This is a genomic window from Acidovorax sp. GW823-FHT02H02 (assembly GCF_058797075.1).
Genome location: NZ_JBXAJH010000007.1, coordinates 43,876 through 69,518 on the forward strand (window position 1 = coordinate 43,876; position 25,643 = coordinate 69,518).

Below are 25,643 nucleotides of genomic sequence, written 5' to 3' on the forward strand. Positions count from 1 at the left end.
CTTAGAAAATCTCGAACAAACCGGCCGCGCCCATGCCGCCGCCGATGCACATGGTGACCACGCCCCACTTGACCTGCTCGCCGCGCGCCTTGCGGCGCTGGCCTTCCAGCAGGATGTGGCCTGCCAGGCGCGCGCCCGTCATGCCGAAGGGGTGGCCAATGGAGATGGCGCCGCCGTTGACGTTCAGGCGATCCATGGGAATGTCCAGCCTGCGCTGGCAGTACAGCGCCTGCGAGGCAAACGCCTCGTTCAGCTCCCACAGGTCGATGTCCTGCACCGTCAGACCCGCGCGCTCCAGCAGGCGCGGCACGGCGAACACCGGGCCAATGCCCATCTCGTCGGGCTCGCAGCCCGCGATGGCAAAGCCGCGGAAGGCGCCCAGCGGTTGCAGGCCGCGGCGCTCGGCCTCGGCGGCCTCCATCATCACGCAGGCGGCCGCGCCATCCGACAGCTGCGAGGCGTTGCCCGCGGTGACGAACTTGCCCGCGCCCTTCACGGGCTCCAGCTTGGCCAGGCCGGCCAAGGTGGTGCCCGGGCGGTTGCAGTTGTCCATCCTGGCGACGACCTCGCGGTGGGTCACCTCGCCGGTTTCCTTGTTCTTCTCGGCCATGGTGGTGGCGCAGGGCACGATCTCGTTATCGAACACGCCGCTCGCCTGGGCCGCCGCGGTGCGCTGCTGGCTTTGCAGCGAGAACGCGTCCTGGTCCTCGCGCGTGATGCCGTAGCGCTGGGCCACCACGTCGGCGGTGTCGATCATTTCCATGAACAGCTCAGGCTTGTGCTCCACCAGCCAGGGGTCGAGGTGGGCGGCGCCGCTGCGACCGGCGGGGTTCATGAGCGAGATGCTCTCCACGCCGCCGGCGACCATGGCCGGAACGCCCTCCAGCACGATGCGCCCCGCCGCCACGGCAATCGCCTGCAGGCCCGAGGAGCAGAAGCGGTTGATCACCGTGCCGCCCACCGTCACCGGCAGGCCCGCGCGCAGCGCGGTCTGGCGGCCGATGTTGCGGCCCGTGGTGCCCTCGGGGTAGCCGCAGCCCCAGATCAGGTCCTCGATCAGGCCGGGCTCGATGCCAGCGCGCTCGACCGCGGCGCGCACCGCGTAGGCGCCAAGCTGGGGGCCTGGGGTGGTATTGAATTCGCCGCGGTGCGACTTGGCCAGCGGCGTGCGGGCGGTGGAGACGATGACGGCTTGGCGCATGGGATGCTCCTTGGATGGGTGGTTTTTCTCTTCAATCAATGGCTGCTTGCGCAGTGTGGACGGGCGCTGCATGCCACACTCCCCCTCTCCCGCCAGGGGGAGAAGGAGTGCGTGAACTCAGCCGCGCTGGTTCAGGCTGGCGAAGTTGCGGCCCTCGGCCACCAGCTTCTTGAGCAAGGCGGCGGGTTGCCAGAACTGCGCATCTTCCTTGGCAAAGGCCTCGATGTCGGCCAGCACCTTGTCCAGGCCCTGCATGTCGGCCCATTGCATGGGGCCGCCGCGATAGCGCGGAAAGCCATAGCCGGACAGGAAGGTCACGTCGATGTCGAGCGGGCGCAGGGCGATGCCCTCCTCCAGCACCTTGGCGCCTTCGTTGACCATGGCCGCCATGTAGCGGCGCATGATCTCCTCGTGCGAGAAGGTGCGCGGCGTGATGCCTTTCCTGGCGCGCTCGGCGTCCACAATGGCCAGCACTTCGGGGTCTTGCTGGCCCATGCGCGCGCCTTCGGGGTACAGGTACCAGCCGCGGCCGGTCTTCTGACCGTACCAGCCGCGCTCGGCGATGCGGTCGGCAATTTCCACATAGCGCGCCTTGGGGTCGCGCGTGGCGGCCTTGCGCTTGCGCGTGGCCCAGCCGATGTCACCGCCAGCCAGGTCCGACACCTGGAACGGGCCCATGGGATAGCCGAATTCGCGCACGGCAGCGTCGATCTCGTAGGGGCTGGCGCCGTCCTCCAGTACATGGTTGGCGGCGTCCCGGTACACAGCCAGGATGCGGTTGCCGATGAAGCCGTCGCACACACCGGCGCGCACCGGCACTTTCTTGAGCTTCTTGGCCAGCTCGAAGGCGGTGGCGACCACGTCGGCGCTGACCTTGGCGGGCACCACGATTTCCAGCAGCTTCATGATGTTGGCCGGGCTGAAGAAGTGCAGGCCGATCACGTCCTGCGGGCGGCGGGTGGCGGCGGCGATGGCGTCGATGTCCAGGTACGAAGTATTGGTGGCCAGCACCGCGCCGGGTTTGCACACGCGGTCCAGCTCCTTGAAAACGGCTTTCTTGACTTCGAGGTCTTCAAACACGGCCTCGATCACCAAGTCCACATTCGCCAGATCGTCGTAGGAAGTGCTGCCGGTGTAGCGCGCCATGACGGCGGCCTTGGCCTCTTCGGCCATGCGGCCCTTGGCAACCAGGCCGGTGTAAACCTTTTCCACATTGGCACGGCCCCGGGCGATGGATTCGGCATCGCGCTCGACCATGGTCACGGGGTAGCCCGCATCCAGGGCCGAGACGGCAATGCCCGCGCCCATGGTGCCGCCGCCAACGATGCCAATGCGGGCGAACGCGCGCGGCGCGGCGGCCTGGGCCTCGGGCACCTTGACCACTTCGCGCTCGGCAAAAAAGGCATGGATCAGGCCGGCGCGCTGCGGGCTGTCCAGGCATTCCAGAAACAGGGCACGCTCGCGGGCCATGCCTTCGTCAAACGGCAGCTGCACCGCCGCCTGTACGCATTCGATGATCTTGAGCGGCGAGAACAGGCCCCGGATCTTTTTCGCCGTGTCGGCCTTCAGCGCCGCAAGCTCGGCCAAAGCTGCGGCCGGGTCGGCAATGGCGATATCGCGCGTGCGCCGCACGGGCGCATTGCGCGCGAGCAGGCCGCTCAGGTAATCCAGGCCGACGGCCCGGGCATCATCGCCCTCGGCCAGTTGATCGACCAGGCCCGCAGCCAGCGCGGCCTTGGCCGACAGGTGCTGGCCGCTGAGCATCAGCTCGGTGGCGGCTTTCACGCCCATCAGGCGCGGCGCGCGCTGCGTGCCACCCGAGCCGGGCAGCAGGCCCAGCGTCACTTCGGGCAGACCCAGCTTGGCGGCGGGCAAGGCCAGGCGGTAGTGGGCCGACAGCGCCACTTCCAGGCCACCACCCAGGGCTGCGCCATGCAGCACCGCGACCACCGGCTTGGTGCAGTCTTCAATGCTGCGGCACACCTCGGGCAGCGATGGCGGCATGGTGGGTTTGCCAAATTCACGGATGTCGGCGCCCGCAATGAAAGCCTTGCCCGCGCCCACCAGCAGCACGCCGGCCACGCCGCTGTCGGCCTGCGCGGCCGCCATGGCGGCGGCGAGGCCCTGGCGCACGGCCACGCCCAGCGCGTTGACCGGCGGGTTATTCACCGTCACGGCCAGAATGGAACCCACGCGGGCGGTGGTGACAACGGAATCGGGGGTGGCTGCGCCCATGCGGGAGTCTCCTGGTGGTTGGGAAAGAGCCCACTATTGTTGATGCGCCAAACAATCTTGACAATTACATTAACGGTTGACAGACTGTCAAACAATCTTTGACATAAGCCGCTTTTTTAAGCATCCCACACATGGAAATCACCTCCCTGACCGTGCTGGTGGACATTCTGGATGCGGGCAACCTCAGCCAGGCGGCGCGCAACCTGAAGATGTCGCGCGCCAATGTGAGCTACCACCTGAGCCAGCTCGAAAAATCGGTGGGCGTGCAGCTGGTGCGCCGCACCACGCGCCGCGTCGAGCCCACCGAAGTGGGCCTGCGCCTGTACCAGCATGGCCGCGCCATCCAGAACGAGATGCTGGCCGCGCGCGAGACCATCGCCACGCTGGGCCAGGGCCTGCAGGGCCGCGTAGGCCTGAGCGTGCCCAGCGGCTACGGGCAGATGGTGATGTCGGACTGGCTGATCGACTTCAAGCGCCTGTACCCCGGCATCGTGCTCGATGTGCGCTTTGAAAACCGGGTGGACGATCTGATCCGCGACGAAGTGGACATCGCCATCCGCGTCATGCCCGAGCCCCCGCCCACGCTGGTGGCGCGCGACATGGGCACGGTGCGCTACCTCGCCTGCGCCTCGCGCGGCTATGCCCTGGCGCACGGCCTGCCCACGGGACTGGAGGCGCTGCGCACCGCACCACTGATCACGGCCGGCGTCGTGGGGCGCCAGCTGCGCCTGCGCGCCTACCAGGGCGAACGGCGTGAAGAGGTGACGCTGGAGCCCACGCTGATTTCGGAGCATTTTCCGTTCCTGCGCCAGGGCATTCTGGCCGGGCTGGGCGTGGGGCTGGTGCCCGACTATGTGGTGGAGGACGCCGTGGCCAGCGGCGAGGTGCTGACCACCCTGGACGAGTGGCGCCTGAGCATCTTCGGCACGCAGATGTTCATGCTCTACATGCCCGACCGCCACCAGACGCGGGCGGTGCGCACCTGCATCGACTACCTGCTGGGCCGCGCCCTGCCGGCAGCCGATCCGCCAGCACCGGGCCTGCCGGCACCGTGACCCCGCTGGTACGGGAAGCGCGAGCAACGCCCATTTCATGAGCAATCATCAGATCCGCCCCTCCTGCACCGCATGGCAGGCGATGCGGATGCCGCCCAGGCCCAGCAACTGGGGCCGCTCGGCGCGGCAGCGCTCGTTCGCATGCGGGCAGCGCGGGTTGAACGCGCAGCCGGACGGCGGGTTGAGCGGGTTGGGCACTTCGCCCTGCACGGGGTTGCGCGCCTTGCCGGTGTCGTGCATCTTGGGGATGGCATCGAGCAGCATGCGCGTGTAGGGGTGGCGCGGGGTGTCAAACAGGGTGTGCTTGTCGGCCAGCTCCACCAGGCGGCCCAGGTACATCACGCCCACCTGGTCGCTCACATGCCGCACCACGGCCAGGTTGTGGCTGATGAACAGATAAGTCAGGTGGCGCTGGCGCTGCAGGTCCTTCATGATGTTGAGCACCTGGGCCTGCACCGACACATCGAGCGCGCTGGTGGGCTCGTCGCAGACCAGAAACTCGGGCTCGGTAGCCAGGGCGCGCGCAATCGAGATGCGCTGGCGCTGGCCGCCCGAAAACTGGTGCGGGTACTTCACCATGTCGAGTGCCGACAGGCCCACCGATTGCAGCAGCTCGCCCACCCGTTGCTGGAGCACGGCCTTGTCGGTGATGAGGCCATGCTCGCGCAGCGGCTCGGCCACGATGTCTTCCACCAGCCAGCGCGGGTTCAGGCTGGCATAGGGGTCCTGGAAGATCATCTGGATGCGCCGGCGCATGGGCTTGGCGTTGCCGCTGTTGAAGGCGGCATGCGCATCCTGCCCGTCAAAGGTGAGGCCGCCGCGCGTGGGCTCGTACAGGCCCACGAGCAGGCGCGCCACGGTGCTCTTGCCGCAGCCCGATTCGCCCACCAGGGCCAGGGTCTTGCCTTTTTCGATTTCAAAGCTCACGCCATCCACCGCGTGCAGCAGCGTGCGCGGCTTGCCTTCGAGCACGCGGTTGAGCCAGGGCGCCGAAACGTCGAAGGTCTTGGCCAGGTCGTGTGCCTGCACCAGGGGCGTGCGGGCCGGTGTCGTTGCACTCATGCGGCCACCTCCGGGGCATGCAGCCAGCAGGCCGCGCGGGTGGCGCCTGCGGGCAGCAGCTCGGGGCGCTCGGCGGTGCAGCGGTCAAAGCGGCGCGGGCAGCGCGGGTTGAAGGCGCAGCCTGGTGGAATGGCGTTCAGGCGGGGCATGGCACCGTCGATCTGGTTCAGGCGCTCGCGGTCCTGCGCCATGTCGGGAATGGAGGCCATGAGGCCGGCGGTATAGGGATGGGCGGGGTGGTTGATGACCTCGTGCACCGGACCGATCTCGACCACACGCCCGGCGTACAGCACCGCCACGCGGTCACAGGTTTCGGCGATCACGCCCATGTCGTGGGTGATCAGCATCACGGCCGCGCCGCGCGAATGGCAGATGTTCTTGAGCAGCGTGATGATCTGCGCCTGGATGGACACATCGAGCGCCGTGGTGGGCTCGTCGGCCACTATGAGCTGGGGCTCGGCCGCCAGCGCCAGGGCAATCACCACGCGCTGGCGCATGCCCCCCGAGAACTGGTGCGGGTAATGGTCGATGCGCTGCCCGGCCGCCGGGATGCCGGTGTCCTGCAGCAGGGCAATGGCGCGCCGCCGGGCCTCGGCGGCATTCACTGGCAGGTGCGCCTGGATGGTTTCGGTGAGCTGCCGGCCCACGGTGTAGAGCGGATTCAGCGAAGTCAGCGGATCCTGGAAGATCGCGCCAATGCGCCGGCCCCGAATGTGGTGCATCTGCGCTTCGCTCAGCTGGTCGATGCGCTGGCCTTCCAGCCGGATCTCGCCCGACGCCACGCGCCCCGGCGATTCGAGCAGGCCAATGATGGCGGCGCCCGTGAGCGACTTGCCCGCCCCCGACTCGCCCACCACGCCCAGGATCTCGCCGGGGGCGATGGAAAACGAAATATCGTCCAGCGCGCGCAGTGTGCCGCGCCGGCCCGGAAATTCGACAACGAGGTTTTTGACTTCGAGGAGAGACATGAAATGGCGGCCTGCTTCGGAGAGGTGGCTGCGCCTTCAGCGCAACCGAGGATTGAGCGCGTCGCGCAGCCAGTCGCCCAGCAGGTTCACCGACAGCGCGATCAGCACCAGCATCAGCCCCGGGAACACGGTGATCCACCACTCCCCCGAGAACAGGTAGTCATTGCCCACGCGGATCAGCGTGCCCAGCGAGGGCGAGGTGGGCGGCGCGCCCACACCCAGAAACGACAGCGTGGCCTCGGTGATGATGGCCGTGGCCACCTGGATGGTGGCCAGCACCATCACCGGGCCCATCACATTGGGCAGCACATGCTTGCGCATGATGCGCAGCGGGGGCACACCGGTCACGCGCGCGGCCTGCACATATTCCTTGTTGCGCTCGACCAGGGTGGAGCCGCGCACCGTGCGCGCATATTGCACCCAGCCGGTCAGCGAGATGGAGAAAATCAGCACCCCAAAAGCCAGCGATTCGTGCGCATTGGGAAACAGCGCCCGGCCCACGCCCGCGATCAGCAGGGCCACCAAAATGGCGGGAAACGACAGCATCACGTCGCACAGGCGCATCAGCACGGCGTCGATCCAGCCGCCCCGAAAACCGGCCAGCAAGCCCAGCGCCACACCCACCACCACCGACAGCAGCACCGACGCCAGCCCCACCACCAACGAGATGCGGGCGCCATAGATCAGGGCCGAGAGAATGTCGCGCCCCTGGTCGTCGGTGCCCAGCAGGTATTTGCGCGAACCTTCGGCGCTCCAGGCCGGTGGCAGGCGCGCATCGCTGAGTTCCAGCGTGGACAAATCGAACGGGTTGTGCGGCGCCACCCAGCCCGCAGCCAGCGCGCAGAACACGCACACCACGGCAATCGCGGCCGCCACCATGGCCATGGGCGAAGTGCGAAAGCTGTAGCCAACATCGCTGTCAAGCCAGCGCGCAAGGGTTTTTTTCATCAGAGGAAACCAGAAACAGGCAGCAAGGCCCGGCGCGCTGTGCGGCCCCGCCTTGCGACCCCTTGGGAAGGTGGTGGGTGGCAGATCAGTTCTTGCTCATCCACTTGTAGAGCATGTAGTTGTCCGCCAATTGCACCAGCTTGACCTTCTTGCTCACGCCCCAGGCCAGGGCCTGCTGGTGCAGTGGCAGGTGCCCCACGTCGGCCGCATGCAGATCAAACGCCTCCTTGATCATGGCATTGCGCTGGACCTTGTCGGTCTCGGCCTGGATCTTCTTGGTCAGCTCGTCCACCTTGGGGTTGCAATAGGCGCCCAGGTTGAACTGACCCGCGCCCTTGTCGTCCACGCAGGCCATCAGGGCATTGAGGGCGTTGTGCGCGTCGTAGGTCGAAGGCGTCCAGCCCAGCATGTAAAAGCCGGTATCGCGGCGCAGGATCTTGGGGAAATACGTGCCCTTGGTCTCGGCCTGCAGGTTGATCTTGACGTTGATGCGCGCCAGGTTGGCCGCCACCGCCTGGCAGATGCGGCCGTCGTTCACGTAGCGGTCGTTCGGGCAGTTCATGGCCACTTCAAAACCGTTGGGGTAGCCGGCCTCGACCATCAACTTCTTGGCGGCTTCCACGTCATACGGCAGGCGCTTGGCGTCGGGCTGGAAGCCATTGATGCCCGGGCCCACCATCAGCGCGGACGGGTTGGAGGCGCCGCGCATCACGGTTTTCTTGATGCCCTCGATGTCGATGGCCTGGTAGAAGGCCTGGCGCACGCGCTTGTCCTTGAACGGGTTCTTGCCCTTCACGTTCGAATACAGCAGCTCGTCGCGTTTCTGGTCCATGCCCAGGAAAATGGTGCGCAGCTCCGGGCCGGTGATGGCGCGGGTGTTGGCGCCGCTGTTCACGCGCTCGATGTCCTGCACCGGCACGGGCTCCATCACATCCACCTCGCCCGACAGCAGGGCCGCCACGCGGGTGGCGTCGTTGCCGATGGGGGTGAAGATAACTTCGGCCGCGTTGCCCTCGATCTTGCCCCAGTAGGAACCATTGCGCGTGAACACCGTGCGCACGTTGGGCTGGCGCTCGCGCAGGCGGAACGGCCCCGTGCCATTGGCGCGGAACGATGCGGCGTTCTCGATGCCCTTGCGGCGGTCCACCGGCGTCAGGGCCTGGTTGGTCTCGCACCATTTCTTGCTCATCATGGCCACTTGCGAGATCACGTCCGGAAGAATGGGGAAAGGCGTCTTGGTCTCGATCTCCACCAGAAAGTCGTTGATCTTGCGCACTTGCTTGAAATCGTTGGTGTAGCTCTTCATGTCCGAGCCATCGGCCTGCGTGCGCGCAAAGCTGAACAGCACATCGTCGGCGGTGAACGGGGTGCCGTCATGGAATTGCACCCCCCGGCGCAACTCGAACTGCCACACGGTGGGCGAGGTCTGCTTCCATGCCGTGGCCAGCGCGGGCGCCAGGCTCAGGTCCTTGTTGCGCCCCACCAGCGGTTCGTACACATTGCTGGTCGTGCTCAGCTGCAGCGACTCGTTGAGCGAGTGCGGGTCCATCGAGAGCGCATCGCCCTGGTTGGCAATCCGGATTGTCTGGGCATGTGCTACCAGACTAGTAGCTGCCAGCGCAGACAGCACAAGGGCCAAGCTTGCTTTCTTCTGAAATTTCATGCGAATCTCCTGTGGATGGACGGGAACAAGAACTCAGGCGGTCAACCGCAACACGGCGGAAAATCAGGGTGTCTGCAAGGGCATGGCCTGCTCGATCAGGCTGGCATGCAAGGCCGACCCCAGTGGCAGAACCTCGTCGTTGAAGTCGTAGCGGCTGTTGTGCAGCGCGCTGCCACTGGCGCCCGTGCCCTGCCCCAGGCGCAGGTAGGCGCCGGGCCTGGTCTGCAGCATGAACGAAAAATCTTCTGCCCCCATGCTGGGCTCCAGGTCGCGCACCACATGGTCGGCACCCACCAGCGACTCGGCCACGTCGGCGGCAAACACGGCCTCGCTTTCGGTGTTGATGGTGGCGGGGTACATGCGCTCGTAATGCAGCGTGGCCGTGGCGCCAAACCCCAGGGCAATGGCGCTGCACAGCTCTTTGAGGCGCTGCTCCACCATCTCCTGCACCGCCGGATCGAAGGTGCGCACCGTTCCCACCAGCGTGGCGCTGCCCGGCAGCACGCTGAAAGCGCCCAGGTCGCCCGCCTGGATGGCGCACAGGCTGACCACGGCGCTGTCAATGGGCCGCACATTGCGCGACACAATGCTCTGCGCCGCGGTGATGATGTGCGCCGCCACCAGCACCACGTCCACCGTCTGGTAGGCATGTGCGCCATGGCCACCGCGGCCGTTGATCTCGATGGTGATGCGGTCTGCCGCCGCCATCATGGGCCCCGGGTTGATGCCCACGGTGCCCGGCTTCATGGCCGGCCAGTTGTGCATGGCAAAAACGGATTGCACCGGGAATCGCTCGAACAAGCCGTCCTCCATCATCACGCGGGCGCCGGCAAAGCCCTCTTCGCCAGGCTGGAAGATCAGCACGGCGGTACCGTCAAAATTGCGGGTTTCGGCCAGGTAGCGGGCGGCACCCACCAGCATGGCGGTATGGCCGTCATGGCCGCAGCCATGCATGAGACCCTGTTTGCACGATTTCCAGGAAAAATCGTTGTGCTCGGTAATCGGCAGTGCGTCCATGTCGGCACGCAGGCCCACCATGCTTCCGCTCGATTGGCTGCGGCCCCGCACCACGGCCACCAGGCCCGTGCGGCCAATGCCCTCGTGGATTTCATCCACGCCGCACAGCTGCAGCGCCTCTTTCACGCGCCGCCCCGTGTACACCTCCTCAAAACCCAGCTCGGGGTGGGCATGCAGGTCACGCCGTAGCGCGGTCAGTTCGGGGTGGAATTGCGCAATATGGGCAAAGGCCCGGCCGCCAACTTTCCAGCGTGGGTTGTGCATCAGTGTCCTCCGGCATGGCCCACGCGCAGGCGCGGATCGACCACAAAATACAGCAGATCCACCACCAGGTTGATCACCACAAAAATCAGCGCAATCAGACACAGATAGGCGGCCATCACCGGAATGTCGGCAAACGTCACGGCCTGGATGAACAGCAGCCCCATGCCCGGCCACTGGAACACCGTTTCGGTGATGATGGCAAAGGCAATCAGCCCGCCCAGCTGCAGCCCGGTGATCGTCATCACCGGCACCAGTGTGTTCTTGAGCGCATGGCCAAAATGGATGGCGCGGCTGGACAGACCGCGCGCGCGGGCAAACTTGATGTAGTCGGTGCGCAGCACCTCCAGCATCTCGGCGCGCACCAGCCGCATGATGAGCGTGAGCTGAAAAATCGCCAGCGTGATGGCCGGCAGCGTGATGTGGTGCCAGCCCTTGGCCGTCAAAAGCCCCGAGGTCCACCACCCGATGTGCACCACCTCACCGCGACCGAAGCTCGGAAACCAGCCCAGCGTCACCGCAAACACCAGAATCAGCAGGATGCCGATCAGAAAGGTGGGCAGCGACACACCCAGCAGCGACAAGGTCATGAACGCCTGGCTGATGAACGTGCCGCGCTTGAGCGCCGCATACACCCCCATGGGGACGCCCACCAGCAGGGCCAGCGCGGCGGCTACCAGGGCCAGCTCCAGCGTGGCCGGGAAGCGCTCGGCCATCAGGCGCGACACCTTGGCGCCCTGGCGCAGGCTCAGGCCAAACTCGCCCTGGGCGGCATTCACCAGAAAGTGCCAGAACTGCACAAAAAAGGGCTTGTCGAGCCCCAGGTCGGCGCGCAGGCTGCGGATCTGCTCAGGCGTGGCATCCTGGCCCAGCAGAAACACCACCGGATCGCCCACATACTGGAACAGCATGAAGGCGATGAAGGCCACGGTGACCATCACCATGGCCGCCTGGATCAGGCGACGCAAAATAAAGGCAAGCATCAGTCAAACGAAAAATGATGGGCCATGCTAACAGGGAGTTTTCTCGCAACCACCCATGGTTTTCGATAGCTCCGCACCACAAAACGCCAGTGCATCCGTCGCCTCCACGCAGGAACCATGCCACCGCAACCCAGCAGCAGGAAACCGAAACCATGCCCCCATTCGTGGGCTGACGACAAAAAGAAGAAAACCGGGTCACTCTGGCGAGCGACCCGGTTTTTCCCTGGAAACCAGCGTTGACCTGTCACCAGAGCAGCGCCCTTCTCCCACCAGTTGATTTAGAAGCGATGGCGCAGGCCTGCGGTGACGCCTGTGCGTGTACGGGCACCGTTGGCAGCCAGCGCCATGCCGTCACCGCCGCTGACGCGGGTATGGTCCACAGCGAAATAGGCATCCGTGCGCTTGGAGAAGGCGTAATCCACGGCAGCCACCAGGAAGTTGGCCTTGCCGTTGTAAACACCCGAAGCCGAGCCGGACTGCTTGGCATGGTAGTAATGCATGCCCCCATTGATCTGCGGCGTGATCTGGTAGCCAAAGCCCACCTTGAACATCTCACGCTTGTCGGCATGGTTGAGCAAACCCGCCACGGTGGCAGGCCGGCTCGGGTCTGCCGTGGCGCCTGGTACAAAGCCGCCACTCGAAGGGCTCATCCAGAAGGCACCGAGAACGGCGCTATCGACCACGCCCGCCACGCTCAGCGGATAGTTGCCCTTGCGCTTGTTCTCCGCGTAGCCCAGGTTCACATACAAGGGACCGGAACGGTACGAACCACCCAAGGTCCAGGCATCCACCTTGGTGCCGCCCGGCAATCTGGTGTTCAGGTAGCCCAGGCCGGCAGAAAGGCCATCGGCGGAATAACGCAGGTAACCGCCAGCCGTCCGGATGGCGCCGGTGCTGGCCGCGGCCGCGCCCATCTTGTCAACCGTGCTGCCTTCGTCGAAAGAATACTGGAGCGAGCCGCGGATCGCTCCGACCTCGGCCATGTACTTGATCATGTTGTTGGCACGCGAGCCCATGGACATGCCCAATTCGGGCTTGTATGCCTCCATGTACGGCGAATAGGGAAAGGATGCGTAGGTCGTGGTCACCAGGTCGAACAGCATGTTGTATTGACGCCCCACGGTCAGGCGACCCAGGCTGCTGCTCTGCAGGCCCACCCAGGACTGCTGGAAATAATTGGCGGCGGCCACGGTGCCGCTGTCGGCGAGAAAGCGGTGCTCCAGATTGGCGATCGCCTTCAATCCGCCGCCCAGATCCTCGGTGACATTGATACCCAGGCGGCTTTGCGACATGCCGCCACCAATCATCTGGTCCAGCGACTGTCCCCGGTCGGTGGCCGGACCTTCGTTGGTGGTATGGCGATAGGCCACATCAACGATGCCGTACAGCTGCACGCTGCTCGCAGGGGCGCCGGCGGTCTGCGCGCAAGCAAAGCCCGAAGCCAGGGCAACGGCTCCGAAGGCGAACAGCTTCTGGATCTCGGTTTTTTTCATGGGTCGCGTCTCTTTCCGTGGTTGAGTGGATGCCAATTGAGTGTAGTAAAGGCACGCCCGTGCGAAAGCGCTTGTTGCACATTGCCTACACAGGCTTTCCCTAATAGAACGATCGTTCACTTATTGAAAAGCCAACCCTCAGCTGCTTCTCAAGTCGCGCATGAGACATGCATCCACCTGCTCTGCCGGCTCACACGCAACGCACCACAGTTGCGCACGCCAACTGGCCGGCACAGAAAAAAGTACGAACGGAAATACACATCCATAAAAAAAAGCCGCCCGTCTTGCGACGGGCGGCTTTTGTCATACCTCTATGAAAGCTGGCTCACGCCAGCCATTCATCAGAAAGCGTGGGTGATACCGACTTGCACGCCTTGCTGCGAACCGTTGGTCTTCAGACCGCCGGAACCCAGGGTGTACAGGCTGGCGCCGTCCTTGTTCTTCAGGTAGGCGTAGGTGCCATACACCGAGGTGCGCTTGGACAGGCTGTACACATAGCCCAGACCAAACTGGTCAGCTTTTTCCTTGAAACCGGCGAGCTTGTTTTCGTAACGGTTGTACGAAGCACGCACCAGGCCAGGGCCCACAGGAGCGGTTGCAGCCAGGTAGTAGCCAAGGCGCTTGTTCTCGCCGGTAGCGACGTCAACCTTCGACTCACGGTAGCCAGCCAGCACCTTGGCCACGCCGAAGTCATACGAACCACCCAGGCTCCAGGCGTCGATGTTGCTGGTAGCGACCGAGTTTGCACCGCTATTCAGGCGTTCCAGACCCAAGCCCAGGCTCAGGGGGCCGTTGTCATACATCAGGCCAGCGCCCATGTAACCGCTCTTGCTGTTACCGCCAGCAACTTCACCAAAACCGTAGTTCACGCCGACCTTGAAGCCGCTGAAGTTGGGCGACACATAAGTCACAGCGTTGCTGATACGCAGGTTGGTCGTCACAGCCTTAGCGTTGGCATTGGCATCAAGCACGCCGCCGTCAGCCCACAGGCGCGACTGGGCAAGACCCACGCTGCCGAACACGTCGTAACGGGCGGTAGCGTTGTAGGCAGCGGTCAGTTCGCGGCCCAGGCGCACTTCACCGAAGTTGCCTGCCAGGCCCACGGTGGATTGACGCTTGAACTGGAAACCGTTGTCGGTTGCACCGCCGGACTTACCATCACCGGTGTCCAGGTTGATGCCGCCTTCCAGGACGAAGTTGGCCTTCAGGCCACCGCCCAGGTCTTCCACGCCGCGGAAGCCGAGGCGGCTGGTCTTGTTGTTGCCGGAGGTCACGCCGCTCCAGTTGGAGCCGCCATTCAGGTAGGTCACGCCAGCGTCAGCAATACCATACAGGGTCACGGAAGATTGGGCCATTGCGGCGCCGGAAGCAGCCAGCACAGCCAGGGCAATCAGGGATTTTTTCATTGCGAGTTACTCCAAGGTTAAACATGGGCACCGGTTCGGAGGTCTGGGGCGCAGCGCCAGCACAGTCCCACCGGTTCCCCGGGCCAACCTCCTGGTGGGGAAGTTGGTGTTATTGCACCAGACGGGGCGCGGTTGCGCAAAGGAAATCACCGCGCAGGGTCAATTTCGTTGCGGCATTGCAACAATACACCCTCGTCGCGGAAGCCCTGCGCAACACGGCACCATGCCAATACCAATCCTGGTGCGGCAGAAAATGTCGCAATACAGCGCCTCATTGGCGGCAGCCACCACAGAAGCCATCGCAAACTACCTCAAGACAACCACTTCTGTCTGTAACAACTGTCGCATTCTCTTCAGGCATTCTTGCAACAGACCCGGAACGTTGCAACACTTCGTCGCATTGCCCCTCGCCCAATGTGCAAGCGGGAATGCATTGGCAAAACGCCTGTTTCGCACCACCCTCGCCCATTTTTCTCCCAAGAAATTCCCATGGACCCATTCCTTTGCGCCGCAGACACCGCGCTGCGCACCCTGTTTGCCAAACCCCATGCCGTGGAGGCCTCGCCCGCCGAGCCCTTTGCCGAAACCGCGCTGAATCCCGCGCAAAAGCGCCTGGCGGGCGCGCTGATGCGGGTGAACCATGTGGGCGAGGTGTGCGCCCAGGCCCTTTACACGGCGCAGGCGGCGGTCACGCGCGATGCCCGGTTGCGCAGCCATCTGCTCGAATCGGCCCGCGAGGAAACCGACCACCTGGCCTGGACGCAGCAGCGGCTTGATGCCCTGGGCGCCAGGCCCAGCCTGCTCAATCCGCTGTGGTTTGCGGGCGCCTTCGCGCTGGGCCTGGTGGCCGCCAAGGTGAGCGACCGCGTGAGCCTGGGTTTTGTGGTGGAAACCGAAAACCAGGTGGCGGAGCACCTGCAGGGCCACCTGGAAAGGCTTCCGGCCGAGGATCTGGCCTCACGCGCCGTGGTCAGCCGCATGAAGAACGACGAAGAGCGCCACGCGGCCAATGCGCACGATGCCGGGGCTGTGACCCTGCCAGCGCCCGCCCGCCTGATGATGAAGATGGCCGCCAAGGTGATGACGACCACGGCGCACTACGTCTGAACCGGCGCGGCCACAGAGCCCGCTTACGATCTCAGGCCTCGACGATCTCGAACCCGGTGGTGATGCGTGCCGTTTTGCCCAGCATGATGCTGGCAGAGCAGTATTTTTCGTGGCTCATGGCAATGGCGCGCTCCACCACGGCGGGCGCAAGGCCCTTGCCCGTCACGGTGAACTGCATGTGGATGGCGGTGAACACCTTGGGCTCCACCTCGGCCCGTTGCGACGTGAGCCTGACACTGCAGCCGCGTACATCGTGGCGGCCGCGCTTGAGGATCAGCACCACGTCGTAGGCGGTGCAGCCGCCCGTGCCCGCCAGCAGTGTTTCCATGGGCCGGGGCGCCAGGTTGAGCCCGCCATTGGCCGGGTTCGCCGCATCGGGGGCGCCATCCATGGCCAGGATGTGGCCACTGCCCGTTTCGGCCACAAAGCCCATCCCCGAGCGCGTTCCGGCGCCGCCGGTCCAGCTGACTGTGCATTCCATGTCTGTCACTCCTTGTTGGTGCGTGGCTTTTTTGACGAAATGGGCCGCCACTTCAAAAATATACGGTGAATTTTGCTGCATTGCAGCACCCGACGCGCTAGAATAGCGCCATGCGTTGCCCTTTCGGGAAGAAAGGGTTGGTAGCCCCAGGCAACCAACAGCCGCAATGCACCGATTGTCTCCTCCATCTCCTCAAAGGATGGATTCAGCCCTGGGCCTTACCGCCTGGGGCTTTTTTTTGCCTGTGCGCCGCCCAGCACTGTACGGACAGGCCCCGCCCCTGCCGGGCCGTCAGGCGTTGCGCCTATGATGGCTGCCCCGCCACCTTCGCTGCGGCGGCGCACACCCTGCCATCCCATGACCCAGCCTCTCACCCCCCTCGATTACCTGAAGAAGATCCTGACCGCGCGCGTCTATGACGTGGCCGTCGAGTCTGCCCTGGAGCCCGCCAGGAACCTCAGCCGCCGCCTGCACAACAAGGTGCTTTTGAAGCGCGAGGACCAGCAGCCGGTGTTCAGCTTCAAGCTGCGCGGCGCCTACAACAAGATGGCCCACCTGGCGCCCGAGCAATTGCAAAAGGGCGTGATCTGCGCCTCGGCCGGCAACCACGCGCAGGGCGTGGCCATGAGCGCGCGCAAGCTGGGCACGCGCGCGGTGGTGGTGATGCCCACCACCACGCCACAGCTCAAGGTGGACGCCGTGCAGGCGCTGGGCGGCGAGGTGGTGCTGGCGGGCGACAGCTATTCCGATGCCTACGACCACGCGGTGCGGCTGCAGCAGGAGCAGGGGCTGACCTTTGTCCACCCCTTTGACGACCCCGACGTGATCGCCGGCCAGGGCACGATTGCCATGGAAATCCTGCGCCAGCTGCAAAAGCTGGGCAGCAACCAGCTCGACGCCGTGTTCGTGGCGATTGGCGGCGGCGGCCTGGTGGCAGGCGTGGCCAATTACATCAAGGCGGTGCGGCCAGACATCAGGGTCATTGGTGTGCAGATGAACGACTCGGACGCCATGCTCCAGTCGGTCAACGCGCACGAACGCGTCACGCTGGCCGATGTGGGCCTGTTTTCCGATGGCACGGCTGTCAAGCTGGTGGGCGAGGAGACCTTTCGCATCGCCCAGGGCCTGGTGGATGAATTCGTCACCGTGGACACCGACGCCGTGTGCGCCGCCATCAAGGACGTGTTCGTGGATACGCGCAGCATCGTCGAGCCCGCCGGAGCGCTGGCTGTGGCGGCCATCAAGCAGTACGTGGCCAAGAACAAGACCAAGGGCGAAACCTACGCCGCCATCCTGTGCGGCGCCAACATGAACTTCGACCGCCTGCGCTTCGTGGCCGAGCGCGCCGAGGTGGGCGAGGAGCGCGAGGCCCTGCTGGCCGTCACCATCCCCGAAGAGCGCGGCAGCTTCCGCCGCTTTTGCGAGGTGGTGGGCGGCCTGCCCGGCGGCCCGCGCAACGTGACCGAGTTCAACTACCGCATCAGCGACGCCCAGCGCGCCCATGTGTTCGTGGGCCTGGCCACGCACGGCAAGGGCGAGTCGGAGAAGATCACCAGGAACTTCGAGCGCCACGGCTTCGAGTCGCTCGACCTGACGCACGACGAGCTGGCCAAGGAGCACCTGCGCCACCTGGTGGGCGGCCATTCGGCGCTGGCGCAGGACGAGCGCCTGCTGCGTTTCGTGTTCCCCGAGCGGCCCGGCGCGCTGCTCAAGTTCCTGAGCCTGATGCAGCCCACCTGGAACATCAGCCTGTTCCACTACCGCAACCAGGGCGCCGACTACGGCCGCATCCTGGTGGGCCTGCAGGTGCCGCCCGAGGACGCTGCGGCGTTTGATGCATTCCTGGCCACGCTGGGCTACCCGTATGTTGAAGAAACGCTGAACCCGGCCTACCGGCTGTTTTTGCGCTCCAAGTAACCACAATATTGCGAAAAATGGCTGCTAGTGATTACCCAATAAGCGCTAGCAGCTATCAATTTTGATAGCCTCCCGGCCCCGCACCATGCAAGCCCTGCGCCACTACCTGCTGGCCGTGCAGTTTTTTACCCGCATTCCCGTTACCGGGCGGCTGGCCGGCTGGGTGGGCTACAGCCCGGCCATGCTGCGCGCCAGTGCCGCGCATTTCCCGGGCATCGGCTGGCTGGCGGCGGCGCTGGCGGCGGGCGTGTATGCCGCCCTGCACGCGGCCCTGGCGCCCAACCCGATGGCACCGGCCGTGGCGGCGGTGTTCTGCACCATCGCCACGGTGCTGATGACCGGCGGCTTCCACGAGGATGGCCTGGCCGACGTGGCCGACGGCCTGGGCGGCAGCCATGACCGCGAGCGGGCGCTCGACATCATGAAAGACTCGCGCATCGGCGCCTTTGGTGCCATGGCCCTGGTGCTGGCGCTGCTGGCCAAGGTCAGCCTGCTGGCACTGCTGGGTGCGCACAGCCTGCTGGCGGCGGTGGCGGCGCTGGTGGGCGGCCATGTGCTGTCGCGCCTGTGGCCGCTGTTCATCGTGCGCGGACTGCCGCATGTGGGCGACACGGCCCGGTCCAAAAGCAAACCGCTGGCCGACCAGATCTCGGTTGGCGCCCTGGCGGCCGCGATGTGCTGGTGTTGGATGCCGCTGGCGCTGGTATGGCAAGCGCAATCAGCTACATACTTGATAGCATCCTTGACAGGAAGTGCGCTGGCTGCCGCGTGGCTGGCGCACTGGTTCGCGCGGCGCCTGCAGGGTTTCACGGGCGACTGCCTGGGCGCCACGCAGCAGGTCAGCGAGATCGGTTTTTACCTGGGCGCGGCGCTGGCCCTGCGATGGATGTAATTCCGTTTCCAGATCCTTCGTGTCTAGGCGCGAAGCCGCAGACAGTGCTGCAGCACGGCAAGGCGAAGCAACAACGACACGGAGGGTCTGGAAATGGAATGAGCCCGCCCACCGGCGCCCGCCTGTGGCTGGTGCGCCATGCACGACCCCTGGTGGCACCGGGCACCTGCTACGGTGCGCTCGATGTGCCAGCCGACGCCGCAGCCACCCGCGTGGCAGCGCAGCGCCTGGCAGACGCCCTGCCGCCGAAGGCGCAGGTCTTTCATTCAACGCTACAAAGATGTGAGCTGCTGGCACATGACCTTCAAGCGCTCAGGCCCGATTTGACCTCCAATCCCGACGCCCGCCTGCGTGAAATGGACTTTGGCCACTGGGAAGGGCGGACCTGGGAGCACATCGGCAAAACGGCCATCGACGCGTGGACGGCAGCCTTTGCCACCCACGCACCCGGCGGCGGCGAGAGCCTGAGCGCCATGCTGGCCCGCGTTTCGCTGGCCTTGCGCGCCACGCAGCCACAGCCCGCAAAGCAGGCCGCGCAGGATGTGGTGTGGATCACCCACGCCGGCGTGACGCGCTGCGTGGCCTGGCTGCAGGCCCATGGCGACGGCGTCTGGCCCCGGCCGGAACAATGGCCGGCGGCTGCGCCCGCGTGGGGCGAATGGGAAATCCGGAACCTGGACCGGTTCAGTTCTTGAGGGACATGTCCAGCGTCAGCGTGGCCGGCCCATCGACGCTCGCGCCCAGCCGGGCCTGGCGCGGGTCCAGCGACTGCAGCACCAGCCCCTCGTCCACTGCGGCGCCCACGCGGAACGGCTTGGCCGGCTTGCCGTCCACCGCAATCAGCGCGGCACCACCGCCGCTGCTGCGGCCCGCCAGCACACCGATCAGCGCAAAGCGGCTGGCCAGCGAGGCCACGGGCGCCCGGCCCGCCACCGCATCGGTCGCTGCCGGCACACCCAGCAGGCGCGCCATGGCCTGGGCATCGGGTGCCACGGGCGCGGGGGCCACGGCCGGCACCGCCAGCCCCACGGGCCGTGCCGACAGGCGCAGCCCCCAATAGACCACGCTGGCGCCCGCCAGGGCCCAGAGAGCCAGAGTCCCCAGGCGCACGCCCCATTTGCTGTGTGTATTGGTCACCATGCGGGGATTATGATTCACGCGATCCGACCCTCCCGAGACCGCCTGCAGTGAACAAATCCTCCACCCTCCCCCTGCGCCCCGCCCGCAGCCGCCTGGCCACGCACCTTGCGCGGGGCTTCACCCTGATCGAGCTGATGGTGGTGCTGGTCATCATCGGCGTGCTGGCCGCGCTGATCGTGCCCAACGTGCTCGACCGCGCCGACGATGCGCGCAGCACCGCCGCCCGCACCGACGTCACCAATGTGATGCAGGCGCTCAAGCTGTACCGCCTGGACAACCAGCGCTACCCCACGGCCGAACAGGGCCTGCAGGCGCTGGTCGCCAAGCCCACGGCCGCCCCCATCCCCGGCAACTGGAAACCCTACCTCGAAAAGCTGCCCAACGACCCCTGGGGCCGCCCTTACCAGTACCTGAACCCCGGCATCAAGGGCGAGATCGACGTGATGTCGTTCGGTGCCGATGGTCAGTCGGGCGGCGAGGGCAAGAACGCGGATATCGGCAGCTGGCAGTGACCGGTCTTCTTTCCCCACGCATCCCAGGCCCATGAAACCGGCGCGCCCCCGGCCAGGGACGCCGTGGAACTGGCTTTGCCAGGCCACTGGCGCCGTCCCCCTTCCCGCGCGCAGCGCGAGCCGCGCAGCGGCTCAGGGGGGCTTTACCCTGCTGGAATTGCTGGTGGTCATCAGCATCATGGCACTGGCCACGGCGGGCGTCAGCCTGGCGCTGCGCGACGGCGGGCAGACGCAGCTGGAGCGCGAAGCGGCACGGCTGGCGGCCCTGCTGGAATCTGGCCGGGCCCAGTCGCGCGGCACGGGCGTGCCGGTACGCTGGCGCGCCGATGCGCAGGGTTTCCGGTTCGAGGGCCTGCCCGCCGGCACGCTTCCCACCCGGTGGCTGGATGCCGGCACCACGGTGCGCGGCCCCGCCACCCTGCAACTGGGGCCCGAGCCGCTGATCGGGCCGCAGCAGGTGCTGCTGACCCACCAGGCCCACCCCGAACGCACGCTGCGCGTGGCCACCGACGGCCTGCGGCCTTTCGCGGTGGAGCCACTGCCATGAAAACGCCAGAACAGGGCTTTACCCTGGTCGAGGTGCTGGTGGCGCTGGCCATTGTGGCCATTGCCCTTCTGGCGGGCTTGCAGGCCACCACGGCGCTGACGCGCAATGCCCTGCGGCAATCGGACATCGTGCTGGCCCAGCTCTGCGCCGAGAACGAACTGGTCAAGGCCCGCCTGTCGCGCCAGATGCCGGGGGTGGGCGACAGCAGCCAGCCCTGCGAGCAGGCGGGGCGGCGCTTCGATGTGGCGGTGATCGTGCGGCCCACGCCCAACCCGAGTTTCCGGCGCGTGGATGCGCAGGTGTTCGATGGCGAAAACTCCGTGCTTCGCCTGTCCACCATCGTGGGCAGATATTGATATGGGAATGGCTGGCATGACGCACTGGGGCGCGCGCCGCGCACGCTCTCCCAACGGCTTCACCCTGATCGAGCTGCTGGTGGCCATTGCCATCATGGCGCTGATGGCCATCCTGGGGTGGCGCGGGCTGGACGGCATGGCGCGGGCGCAAGAGACGACACGCCAGCGGGCCGATGAACTGCTGGTGGTGCAGGCCGCGCTCGCGCAGTGGGGCGCGGATCTGGACGCCATCGTGTCCGTGCCCTACACCACGCCGCTGAACTGGGACGGCCAGGTGCTGCGCATGACGCGGCGCAGCAGCGCCCGGCCCGACGAAGGCGCCCTGGTGGTGGCCTGGACCCGGCGCGATGTGCAGGGCGCCAGCCACTGGCTGCGCTGGCAATCGCCCCCGGTGCGCACCCATGCCGACTGGCAACAGGCCTGGCAGCAGGCGGCCCAGTGGGCCGGCAACCCCGGCGAAGCCGAGCGGCGCAGGGAAGTGGTGCTGCTGCCCCTGGACAACTGGCAAATCTATTTTTACCGCGGCGGCGCCTGGTCGAACCCGCAGTCCAGCGGCAATAGCGCGCCCGGCGAGGCCAACGCCGCGCTGCCCGATGGCGTGCGCCTGCAGATCACCATCAGCCCGGGCCAGGCTCTGGCAGGGCAGATCACGCGCGACTGGGTCAACCCGGTGCTGGGCGGCGGCAAGTCATGAGGCACCGCACCGGCTCTTTGCACAACGCCGCAGGCCCGGCCCGCCAGCGCGGTGCGGCCCTGCTGGCGGCCATGCTCACGGTGACGCTGGTGGCCACCTTTGCCGCCGCCGCCCTGTGGCAGCAGTGGCGCGCGGTCGAGGTCGAAACGGCCGAACGCGCCCGGCTGCAGTCGGCCTGGATTCTGGTGGGCGCGCTCGACTGGTCGCGCCTGATCCTGCGCGAGGACGGCATCACCGGCGGTGCCGACCACCTGGCCGAACCCTGGGCCGTGCCGCTGCAGGAGGCGCGCCTGTCCACCTTTCTGGCGGCCGACCGCAACATGACCCAGGTGGACGACGCCAGCACCGACACCACCGACGCCTTTCTGTCCGGCCAGATCACCGACCTGCAGGGGCGGCTGAACCTGAGCAACCTGATCGATGGCGACAAGGTCAACGCAGGCGCCTTGCGCCAGTTTTCTCGCCTGTTCGAGCGCCTGGGCCTGCCTGCGCAGCAACTGAGCCTGCTGGTGCAGGGCCTGCGCGAAGCCAAGGCCAGCCAGGGCGCCAACAGCAGCGCGCCCCTGCTGCCGCCGACCCTGGCCCAGCTGGGCTGGCTGGGCCTGCCCCCCGCCACACTGGCCGTGCTGGCGCCGCATGTCACGCTGTTGCCGGTGCGCACCCCGGTGAACCTGAACACGGCCGACGTGGATGTGCTGTTGGCCGCGATCGACGGGCTGGACATGGCGGACGCGCAAAAGCTGGTGCAGGCCCGGCAGGCGCGCCATTTCCGGGCGTTGACCGATGCCTCCGACCAGCTGGGCGCCAGCATTGCGCTGAACGCCGACGACCATGCCATCGCCTCGCGCTACTTCGAGGTGCGCGGACGCCTGCGCCTGGGCTCCAGCGTGGTGGAAGAACGCTCGCTGGTGATGCGCCAGGGCACCACCGTCACCACGCTGTGGCGCGAACGCGGCGCTTTTGACAGCGCAGGCGCGACCGCTGCGGCGCGCTGAGCGGCCTTGCCGCACGCAGCACTGTCAACTCTGCCCCCTAAAATGGCCCGCAAATCCCGCCCATGAGCACCCTGATCCTTTTCCTGCCCCAGGCACCTTCCGGGTCCGCCACCGCCTACAGCTACACGCTGACCGCCGACGGCCACACCGCACTTCGCCACGCCAGCGCCCCGGCGCCGCTGCTGCCCGAGCCTGCCCGGCCGGGCGGCGAGGTGGTGGCGGTGGTGCCGGCAGCGGCGCTGTCGTGGCAGCGCGTGCAATTGCCCCAGGGTGTGCCGCTGGGGGTGAGCCAGCAGACACCGCGCCTGCGCTCGGTGCTCGAAGGCCTGCTGGAAGACCAGCTGCTCGACGAACCTTCCCAGCTGCACTTTGCCCTACAACCGGGTGCCCGCGCTGGCGAGCCGGTATGGGTGGCCGTGTGCGACCGGGCCTGGCTGCGCGAAGCGCTGCAGACACTGGAGGCCGCAGGCCGGCGCGTCGCGCGCGTGGTGCCCGAATTTGCACCGGGCCCCACCGCCAGCGGCGGGCCCGAGCTGTTTGCGCTGGGCAGCCCCGAGGATGCCCAGCTTGTGGTTTGCGGCCACGGACCCGATCAGGGCGTGGCCGTGCTGCCCCTGTCCGCTGCGGCACTGGGTCTGATCGGCCCGGCCCCCCGTCCCGGAGACCCCGACGAAGCGATGCCGCCGGTGCGCGCCGAGCCCGCCGTGGCGACACTGGCCGAGCGCACGCTGGGCCGGTCGGTGGTGCTGCACACCACCAGCCAGCGCGCACTCGATGCGGCGCGCAGCGACTGGGACCTGGCGCAGTTCGACCTAGCCAGCACCGGGCGCACCCGTGCCCTGCGCAAGGCTGGCAGCGCCGCCAGCGCCTTTCTGCATGCACCGCAGTGGCGCGCGGCACGCTGGGGCGCAGGCCTGCTGGCCGCCGCCCATCTGGTGGGCCTGAACGCATGGGCCTGGCAGGAGCGCGGTGCGCTCGCCGCCAAGCAGGCGGGTGTGCGCAATGCGCTCACCCAGACCTTTCCCAAGGTGCAGGTGGTGGTCGATGCCCCCGTGCAGATGGAACGCGAACTGGCCACGCTGCGCCAGGCCGCCGGCAGCGTGTCGCCGCGCGACCTGGAGCCCCTGCTCGCGGCGGCAGGCGCTGCCCTGCCCGCAGGCCAGCTGCCCAATGCACTCGAATACACCGCGGGCGAGCTGCGCCTGCGCGGCGTGACGCTGACGGCCGAAGAGCAGGCGGCCCTGGCCACCCGGCTGCAAGCGGCAGGCTACAGTGCCCGCCTGGACGACGGCAGCCTGTTGCTGCGCCCGGAGACCACACCATGAACACCCCCCTCCACACCGTCGTACAAGACCGCTGGAAGGCCCTGGCCCCGCGCGAGCAGAACCTGCTGCTGGCCGCGGGCGCCGTGGTGGCCCTGGCGCTGCTGTGGTGGGTGGCCCTGGCGCCAGCCCTGGCCACGCTGCGCACGGCCCCCGCGCGCCATGCGGCCCTGGATGCCCAGCTGCAGCGCATGCAAAGCCTGCAGGCCGAAGCCCTGCAACTGCAGGCCGCACCCCGCAGCGCCCCCGGCGATGCCGTGGCCAGCCTGCGCGGCACGCTGACCGAGCGCCTGGGCGCCACGGCCCAGCTCACGCTGGCGGGCGACCGCGCCACCATCACGCTCAAGGGTGCGCCCGCCGACGCCCTGGCCCCATGGCTGGCCCAGGCGCGCAGCAATGCGCTGGCGGTGCCGGTCGAGGCCCGCCTCGCACGCAGCGCGCCAGCAGCCAGCCCTGCGGCCCCCACCCCCCTCGGCAATGGGCCCGCTGCAGCCGCACCGCGCTGGGATGGCAGCCTGGTGCTGCTCCTGCCAGCCCGCTGACCGGTTGCCACTTCCGTGTTCCGCAACGTGTCCCTTCCCCAGCGTTCCCGGCCCCGGCGCACCGCCAAGGCAGCCCCGCGCGCGCCCTGGGGCTGGGCTGCGGCCGGCGTGCTCGCGGGTGTGCTGCCGGCATTGGTGGTTTTTGCGCCGGCGCAGTGGCTGGCCGGGGCGGTGGACCGCGCCAGCCAGGGGCAAGTGCTGCTGGCCCAGGCGCGCGGCACCGTGTGGACCGGGTCGGCCCAGCTGGTGCTGACCGGCGGCGGCGCCAGCCAGGACCGCACCGCCCTGCCCGGGCGCCTGGAGTGGCGCTTGCGCCCCCGCTGGACCGGCCTGCACGCCCAGGTGCACGCCGCCTGCTGCATGGCTGCGCCCCTGCAGGCCCGCATGGACGCGCGCTGGGGCGGCGCACGCCTGGCCATCGCCGATGGCCAGAGCCAGTTCCCCGCCGGCCTGCTGACCGGCCTGGGAACACCCTGGAACACCCTGCAACCCCAGGGCCAGCTGGCCCTGCAGACCCGGGGCCTCGAAGCCCTGTGGACCGCAGGCCGCCTGGTACTGGCGGGCACGGCGCAACTGGACGCGCGGGCCATGTCCTCGCGCCTGTCCACCCTGCGCCCCATGGGCAGCTACCGGCTCGTGCTGCAGGGCGGCGAAGTGCCCACGCTCACCCTGAACACACTCGATGGCGACCTGCAGCTGAACGGCAGCGGCCAATGGGTGGGCCAGCGCCTGCGCTTTACCGGCGAGGCCAGCGCCACGCCCGAGCGCGAGGCGGCCCTGGCCAATCTTCTGAACATCATCGGACGGCGCAATGGCGCGCGCTCCATCATCACCGTGGGTTGACGC

Annotated in this window: 25 protein-coding genes; 13 read left to right on the forward strand and 12 right to left on the reverse strand. The window is 67.1% G+C overall.

From position 1 onward, the window contains the following. Position 1 precedes the first annotated feature (1 nt). Both AC1RDS_RS09480 and AC1RDS_RS09485 read right to left on the reverse strand, forming a co-directional pair. Entirely contained in the window at positions 2–1,201 is a 1,200-nt protein-coding gene (locus tag AC1RDS_RS09480; RefSeq protein WP_092697690.1) for an acetyl-CoA C-acyltransferase, read from the reverse strand. 117 nt (positions 1,202–1,318) lie between these two features. After that, on the reverse strand, positions 1,319–3,436 hold the full coding sequence (locus tag AC1RDS_RS09485; RefSeq protein WP_092697675.1) for a 3-hydroxyacyl-CoA dehydrogenase NAD-binding domain-containing protein: 2,118 nt from the start codon (positions 3,434–3,436) through the stop codon (positions 1,319–1,321). 131 nt (positions 3,437–3,567) lie between these two features. Between AC1RDS_RS09485 and AC1RDS_RS09490 the strand changes: the two genes are divergently transcribed. Next, on the forward strand, positions 3,568–4,491 hold the full coding sequence (locus AC1RDS_RS09490; RefSeq protein WP_092697674.1) for a LysR family transcriptional regulator: 924 nt from the start codon (positions 3,568–3,570) through the stop codon (positions 4,489–4,491). A gap of 48 nt (positions 4,492–4,539) precedes the next feature. Here AC1RDS_RS09490 and AC1RDS_RS09495 read toward each other — a convergent pair whose 3' ends face one another. The 8 genes from AC1RDS_RS09495 to AC1RDS_RS09530 all read right to left on the reverse strand — a co-directional run bounded on the left by AC1RDS_RS09495 (position 4,540) and on the right by AC1RDS_RS09530 (position 14,292). After that, positions 4,540–5,553, reverse strand: coding sequence for an ABC transporter ATP-binding protein (locus AC1RDS_RS09495; protein WP_092697673.1), 1,014 nt, complete (start codon positions 5,551–5,553; stop codon positions 4,540–4,542). Next, positions 5,550–6,521, reverse strand: coding sequence for an ABC transporter ATP-binding protein (locus tag AC1RDS_RS09500; protein WP_092697672.1), 972 nt, complete (start codon positions 6,519–6,521; stop codon positions 5,550–5,552). Before AC1RDS_RS09500 ends, AC1RDS_RS09495 begins: the two co-directional genes overlap by 4 nt. A 36-nt stretch (positions 6,522–6,557) precedes the next feature. Continuing rightward, positions 6,558–7,469, reverse strand: coding sequence for an ABC transporter permease (locus AC1RDS_RS09505; protein ID WP_092697671.1), 912 nt, complete (start codon positions 7,467–7,469; stop codon positions 6,558–6,560). 85 nt (positions 7,470–7,554) lie between these two features. Next, positions 7,555–9,132: an ABC transporter substrate-binding protein gene (locus AC1RDS_RS09510; protein ID WP_092697670.1), complete on the reverse strand. Its 1,578-nt coding sequence runs from the start codon at positions 9,130–9,132 to the stop codon at positions 7,555–7,557. A 63-nt stretch (positions 9,133–9,195) separates the two neighbouring features. Further along, the gene (locus tag AC1RDS_RS09515; RefSeq protein WP_092697669.1) at positions 9,196–10,413 is read right to left on the reverse strand and encodes a M20 aminoacylase family protein; all 1,218 of its coding nucleotides are present in this window, start codon (positions 10,411–10,413) and stop codon (positions 9,196–9,198) included. After that, positions 10,413–11,393 (reverse strand): ABC transporter permease, encoded by a 981-nt coding sequence (locus AC1RDS_RS09520; RefSeq protein ID WP_287877092.1) that lies wholly within the window; start codon positions 11,391–11,393, stop codon positions 10,413–10,415. Before AC1RDS_RS09520 ends, AC1RDS_RS09515 begins: the two co-directional genes overlap by 1 nt. 278 nt (positions 11,394–11,671) lie before the next feature. Beyond that, positions 11,672–12,886: a porin gene (locus AC1RDS_RS09525; RefSeq protein ID WP_026436609.1), complete on the reverse strand. Its 1,215-nt coding sequence runs from the start codon at positions 12,884–12,886 to the stop codon at positions 11,672–11,674. A 341-nt stretch (positions 12,887–13,227) separates the two neighbouring features. Continuing rightward, positions 13,228–14,292, reverse strand: a complete 1,065-nt coding sequence (locus AC1RDS_RS09530; protein ID WP_492226876.1) for a porin — start codon at positions 14,290–14,292, stop codon at positions 13,228–13,230. 489 nt (positions 14,293–14,781) lie between these two features. Between AC1RDS_RS09530 and coq7 the strand changes: the two genes are divergently transcribed. Then, positions 14,782–15,399, forward strand: a complete 618-nt coding sequence (coq7, locus tag AC1RDS_RS09535; protein ID WP_092697665.1) for a 2-polyprenyl-3-methyl-6-methoxy-1,4-benzoquinone monooxygenase — start codon at positions 14,782–14,784, stop codon at positions 15,397–15,399. A 31-nt stretch (positions 15,400–15,430) separates the two neighbouring features. On the opposite strand, the gene AC1RDS_RS09540 is transcribed toward coq7, so the two are convergent. Next, positions 15,431–15,880 (reverse strand): OsmC family protein, encoded by a 450-nt coding sequence (locus tag AC1RDS_RS09540; protein WP_092697689.1) that lies wholly within the window; start codon positions 15,878–15,880, stop codon positions 15,431–15,433. A 357-nt stretch (positions 15,881–16,237) separates the two neighbouring features. Here AC1RDS_RS09540 and ilvA point away from each other — a divergent pair, with 357 nt between their 5' ends. From ilvA to AC1RDS_RS09555, 3 genes are all read left to right on the forward strand, one after another. Beyond that, positions 16,238–17,797 (forward strand): threonine ammonia-lyase, biosynthetic, encoded by a 1,560-nt coding sequence (ilvA, locus tag AC1RDS_RS09545; protein WP_287877099.1) that lies wholly within the window; start codon positions 16,238–16,240, stop codon positions 17,795–17,797. An 85-nt stretch (positions 17,798–17,882) separates the two neighbouring features. After that, positions 17,883–18,689, forward strand: coding sequence for an adenosylcobinamide-GDP ribazoletransferase (locus tag AC1RDS_RS09550; RefSeq protein WP_092697663.1), 807 nt, complete (start codon positions 17,883–17,885; stop codon positions 18,687–18,689). A gap of 98 nt (positions 18,690–18,787) precedes the next feature. Next, the gene (locus AC1RDS_RS09555; RefSeq protein WP_492226877.1) at positions 18,788–19,384 is read left to right on the forward strand and encodes a histidine phosphatase family protein; all 597 of its coding nucleotides are present in this window, start codon (positions 18,788–18,790) and stop codon (positions 19,382–19,384) included. Here AC1RDS_RS09555 and AC1RDS_RS09560 read toward each other — a convergent pair. Further along, a complete protein-coding gene (locus AC1RDS_RS09560; RefSeq protein WP_092697661.1) occupies positions 19,374–19,829 on the reverse strand; it encodes a type II secretion system protein N in 456 nt (151 codons plus the stop codon). The two genes, AC1RDS_RS09555 and AC1RDS_RS09560, sit on opposite strands and share 11 nt — an antisense overlap. Before the next feature lie 71 nt (positions 19,830–19,900). Here AC1RDS_RS09560 and gspG point away from each other — a divergent pair, with 71 nt between their 5' ends. The 8 genes from gspG (at position 19,901) to gspN (ending at position 25,640) form a co-directional block, all read left to right on the forward strand. Beyond that, on the forward strand, positions 19,901–20,341 hold the full coding sequence (gene gspG, locus AC1RDS_RS09565; protein WP_208859699.1) for a type II secretion system major pseudopilin GspG: 441 nt from the start codon (positions 19,901–19,903) through the stop codon (positions 20,339–20,341). A 157-nt stretch (positions 20,342–20,498) separates the two neighbouring features. After that, on the forward strand, positions 20,499–20,888 hold the full coding sequence (locus tag AC1RDS_RS09570) for a type II secretion system protein GspH (protein WP_348683376.1): 390 nt from the start codon (positions 20,499–20,501) through the stop codon (positions 20,886–20,888). Beyond that, on the forward strand, positions 20,885–21,244 hold the full coding sequence (gene gspI / locus AC1RDS_RS09575) for a type II secretion system minor pseudopilin GspI (protein ID WP_092697658.1): 360 nt from the start codon (positions 20,885–20,887) through the stop codon (positions 21,242–21,244). Before AC1RDS_RS09570 ends, gspI begins: the two co-directional genes overlap by 4 nt. Before the next feature lie 16 nt (positions 21,245–21,260). After that, positions 21,261–21,938, forward strand: a complete 678-nt coding sequence (locus tag AC1RDS_RS09580) for a PulJ/GspJ family protein (protein WP_092697688.1) — start codon at positions 21,261–21,263, stop codon at positions 21,936–21,938. After that, positions 21,935–22,933, forward strand: coding sequence for a type II secretion system minor pseudopilin GspK (gspK, locus tag AC1RDS_RS09585; RefSeq protein WP_159433773.1), 999 nt, complete (start codon positions 21,935–21,937; stop codon positions 22,931–22,933). The genes AC1RDS_RS09580 and gspK overlap by 4 nt, the downstream gene beginning before the upstream one ends. 62 nt (positions 22,934–22,995) lie before the next feature. Beyond that, positions 22,996–24,258 (forward strand): type II secretion system protein GspL, encoded by a 1,263-nt coding sequence (gene gspL / locus AC1RDS_RS09590; RefSeq protein ID WP_287877103.1) that lies wholly within the window; start codon positions 22,996–22,998, stop codon positions 24,256–24,258. Further along, positions 24,255–24,797, forward strand: coding sequence for a type II secretion system protein M (locus AC1RDS_RS09595; RefSeq protein ID WP_092697656.1), 543 nt, complete (start codon positions 24,255–24,257; stop codon positions 24,795–24,797). The genes gspL and AC1RDS_RS09595 overlap by 4 nt, the downstream gene beginning before the upstream one ends. A 27-nt stretch (positions 24,798–24,824) precedes the next feature. Continuing rightward, positions 24,825–25,640 (forward strand): type II secretion system protein N, encoded by an 816-nt coding sequence (gspN, locus tag AC1RDS_RS09600; protein WP_287877105.1) that lies wholly within the window; start codon positions 24,825–24,827, stop codon positions 25,638–25,640. The last annotated feature ends 3 nt before the right edge of the window (positions 25,641–25,643 follow it).